5 protein-coding genes are annotated in these 3,564 nt (G+C 43.4%); 3 read left to right on the forward strand and 2 right to left on the reverse strand.

What is annotated here, in order from left to right:
* Positions 1-145 precede the first annotated feature (145 nt).
* Both AC58U0_RS37130 and AC58U0_RS37135 read right to left on the reverse strand, forming a co-directional pair.
* The gene (locus AC58U0_RS37130) at positions 146-898 is read right to left on the reverse strand and encodes a hypothetical protein (protein WP_497383650.1); all 753 of its coding nucleotides are present in this window, start codon (positions 896-898) and stop codon (positions 146-148) included.
* 45 nt (positions 899-943) lie between these two features.
* The gene (locus tag AC58U0_RS37135) at positions 944-1,117 is read right to left on the reverse strand and encodes a hypothetical protein (protein ID WP_497383651.1); all 174 of its coding nucleotides are present in this window, start codon (positions 1,115-1,117) and stop codon (positions 944-946) included.
* Positions 1,118-1,395: 278 nt separating this feature from the next.
* Between AC58U0_RS37135 and AC58U0_RS37140 the strand changes: the two genes are divergently transcribed.
* The 3 genes from AC58U0_RS37140 to AC58U0_RS37150 all read left to right on the forward strand — a co-directional run.
* Positions 1,396-2,490, forward strand: coding sequence for a glycosyltransferase family 2 protein (locus AC58U0_RS37140; protein WP_497383652.1), 1,095 nt, complete (start codon positions 1,396-1,398; stop codon positions 2,488-2,490).
* Positions 2,487-3,110, forward strand: coding sequence for a glycerol-3-phosphate acyltransferase (locus AC58U0_RS37145; protein ID WP_497383653.1), 624 nt, complete (start codon positions 2,487-2,489; stop codon positions 3,108-3,110). The genes AC58U0_RS37140 and AC58U0_RS37145 overlap by 4 nt, the downstream gene beginning before the upstream one ends.
* 319 nt (positions 3,111-3,429) lie before the next feature.
* Positions 3,430-3,564: transposase (locus AC58U0_RS37150; RefSeq protein WP_497377660.1), on the forward strand; the 135-nt coding region annotated here is incomplete at its 3' end.

Here is a 3,564-nt window from a genome sequence, read left to right on the forward strand (position 1 = left end):
CGGATGAACCAACAAATTGGGATTGTTAAGCAAGCGAGCTAATTTTAAAAAATAATACCGCAATTTTCGGCGGGTATTACCTGGGGCAAATTGCATTATGAAATTGACTCCAAAGTACAACTTTACATGTTTTCAAGTTTTTAGGTCAGGATGTTACCTTTTGTAGTTTAGCAGGATTGTTGATTTTGTAAGGTATCGGATGTTTCGAGAGCTTCTTCGCTACAATTTTACATTCAAATGAGAGCTTGTCCCCGATTTCCAGTTCCAATTTCTTAAGTGTAGCACTGTGGCTGGACCAAGCTTCGCCGATCTCCATTTCTGGTTCTGTCATGGAAACAGCCTCGTAAATAACGACTTCATCTTCCGTATCAGAGAAATTGTTCGGTACCGTTGTAAATTCCTTTACAGTAGCGATCATTTTCACTTTTTCTTCGGGAAGTTGAAGTTTTGGAGCTTTTTCTTTTTTGGCCTTCTCTTTTTTCGGCTCTTTGGGGGCCTTTTTAACTTCCTCGACACTAGTATCCACATTAACTTCCACATTTGCTTCGAAGCTAACTGGAGCATCTTCTTGCAAAGTTTCAAGCTCTAAGACTTCCGCCTCTGTGGCGTCAGCGGTACCTGCACCCCTCTGGCTGTAATTGGCAGCTTGCATTTCCTTCAGGTAAGAGGGGTGGATGCAGTGCAGCTGCTTGTTGTCGAATTCAATGACAGCCGTCATTTTATCCACAAAACCTACAATGCCGCACGGCAGATTCATGCCATGCCCCTTGTAGAAGAATGCCTTTGTTTTCGCTGCTTTCTCTGAAAGCAAGCCCCATTCTTTACACTGTTCGAGCTGATCGCTCTCGTCTTCGAAAGTATTATACGAAGTGGGTTGGATGGTAAACGCATGGACCATGATATTTCCGCCTTTCTATTATTTGTTGGAAGTATGTATCGCTAGTTATTCTAAGCGGTAATCATCAGTTTTCTCTCCATCTTCCCATATCTCTACGAAAAGGGCCTCGCAGTTTTCAAAGTCAGCCGGCTTCAGAGAAAGTGCTTTCTCCTCATCTGCGCCAACATAAACATTTTCCATTCCTTCGCCATCGAAGGAGAGGATAACATATAATTTCATATGCCAATGTGCCTCCAGTAATTTGATATTGAACATTATAACACAATTGCGGAAATGTTCGCTTGATGAGCAGCAGCAGTGGGGAGATTACGAAAGTACAAAGAAAGTATCTATTGGCTGAAAAAGGTGATTTGCTGTACTTACCGCATGTAGTTACCTATGAAGATGGCTTAAAATTACCTCAAAGTTCATATATATCAATACAACCTGTTCTCCATATTGTAAAGGCAGCACTTTCATACATCCGTTATGAGGGAATCGAAGGAGGGGGTTCGAGGGTGGCGATATTCGTATTATTTGTCATCGGATGTCTATGTGGTTTCTTGTTATTTAGAAAGAATGTGGTCACCGTAAGTCAAGAACAAGTCCCAAAAAATGTGAAGCTGTCTATCATAATTCCTGCTAGGAATGAAGCATGCAATTTGCCGCATCTCCTTCATGCACTCAAGGTCCAAACGCTGGAACCCTTTGAAATTATCGTTGTTGATGATTTTTCGGAGGACGACACGAAAGAAATTGCTGAAAGTTACGGGGTTACTGTGATTAGCAACACGAGTCTCCCGCAAGGATGGACAGGGAAAAACTGGGCTGTATGGAACGGATATTTGCATGCTTCGGGTGATTTAATTGCCTTTCTTGATGCGGATATTCGCTTAGCTCCACGTGCGCTGGAGGCATTGGTTAAAGCGAGAAATAAAACGGGAGGCGTCGTTTCTGTCGTTCCCTTCCATTATACGGAGAAGTTCGTTGAAAGACTGGCGTTAATCTTTAATGTGCTTGGTGTATTCGCTTTTACGTCCCCTTTTGAAAAGAAAAATCCGAAAAAAGGTCTGTATGGCTCTTGCATCTTAACGACCAGAGAAGATTATGAGAAAATCAAAGGACATCAAAGCATCAAGTCGGAAATGTTGGATGATTTGAACCTTGGGGCTACCTATCGGCATGCCGGGATTCAAGTGACGAACTTTATCGGGCGAGGCCTGGTTTCTTTTCGTATGTATCCACAAGGGATCAAGAGCGAGGTTCAAGGCTTCGGGAAAGGAGCGGTACTGAGCACATCAACGTTAAGTCCGGGTACGATTCTCCTTGTTGCGATTTGGGTTATCGGGCTCATTGCTTCAGAAACTTTCTTCCTATTTATCAACACTTCGTGGGCGCTACCGCTTTTTATTGGATATCTCTTATACATGATACAGCTGTTTTATTTGGTTAAACATGTTGGAGTGTTTGGAATCATCATGCCTGTTTTGCATGTTCTCTCAACGTTATTTTTCATCTACGTCATGCTATTTTCCGTTTATCAGGTTGTATTCCTTGGGCATGTGTCATGGAAAGGGCGGCACGTCAAGGTAGGAAGCAGGAGGGGGCAATGACCATCGTTTGGACGGTTTGTGCCTTTCTATCAGGATCTTTCATGTTTTCTTACTGGCTTGGACTTATCGCAAAAAAAAACTTAAAGACGGTCGGTGACGGGAATCCAGGGGCTCTAAATCTGTGGAAGGCAGCTGGCTTTAAGCTTGGTGTTGTTGGTATTATTCTCGACTTTTTAAAAGGATACCTTATCCTTCTTTTTATATTGCATTATGAGAGTGTTCAAGGGTACCTCATTATTTCTATCGCACTAGCTCCAATTATCGGGCATGCCTTTTCTCCATTCCTTAAGGGGAAAGGAGGTAAAGCAATCGCTGTGACCTTCGGCGTATGGAGTGCTTTAACCAACTTTGAAGCTTCTCTTGCTTTTGCCGTAGTTTTGGCCATTTTACTGAGTGCATTCAAGGTGATCAACAGAGGAAAGTCTATATCGACTGAGGCAGATGGCTTGCAGGTCGTTGTCGGTTTTTTGTTGGTAGGTAGCTATTTGTATATGAGGGATTATTCGATTGCGATCCTCTGGGTTTGGTTAGGGAATTTTCTACTGCTCGCATATACCCATAGATATGAGCTTGCTGTTTATTTAAAAAGGCGAAGAAGAAAAAATGGATCTCGGCCATGATGCCGGGATCCATTTTTTTGTTAGAGAGGGATAGGGGTAAGCATTGCTTACCTCTTATTTGTTGGGGCGCTCTAGATTAAGCGCGTTTTTGCGCTTAATCTGCACGGACGCGCGCACGAGTCTGCTGAGAAGTCGATTTCCGGCTTCTCAGACTCTGTGGGTGGGCTCGGATCACTGAGCGCTCGCAGTAAGCGCGTTTTTCGCGCTTACTTGCTCGGGCGCTCCAGAATAAGCGCGTTTTTGGACTTAGAATAAAAAGTGGACACCTCTTAGATTCAGGCAGATAATAAATCTAATAAATCGAAGAGGTGCCGGCGCCATGAGTGTGAAGAGACAACATTATAATGAGACGTTTAAACGTGAGGCGGTAAAGTATGTGCAGGAACAAGGAAAGTCCCTGGAGCAGATCGCTGACGATCTGAATGTAAATCCAGCTACGCTGCGAAACTGGGTG

Source organism: Paenibacillus sp. J31P190 (assembly GCF_059692075.1).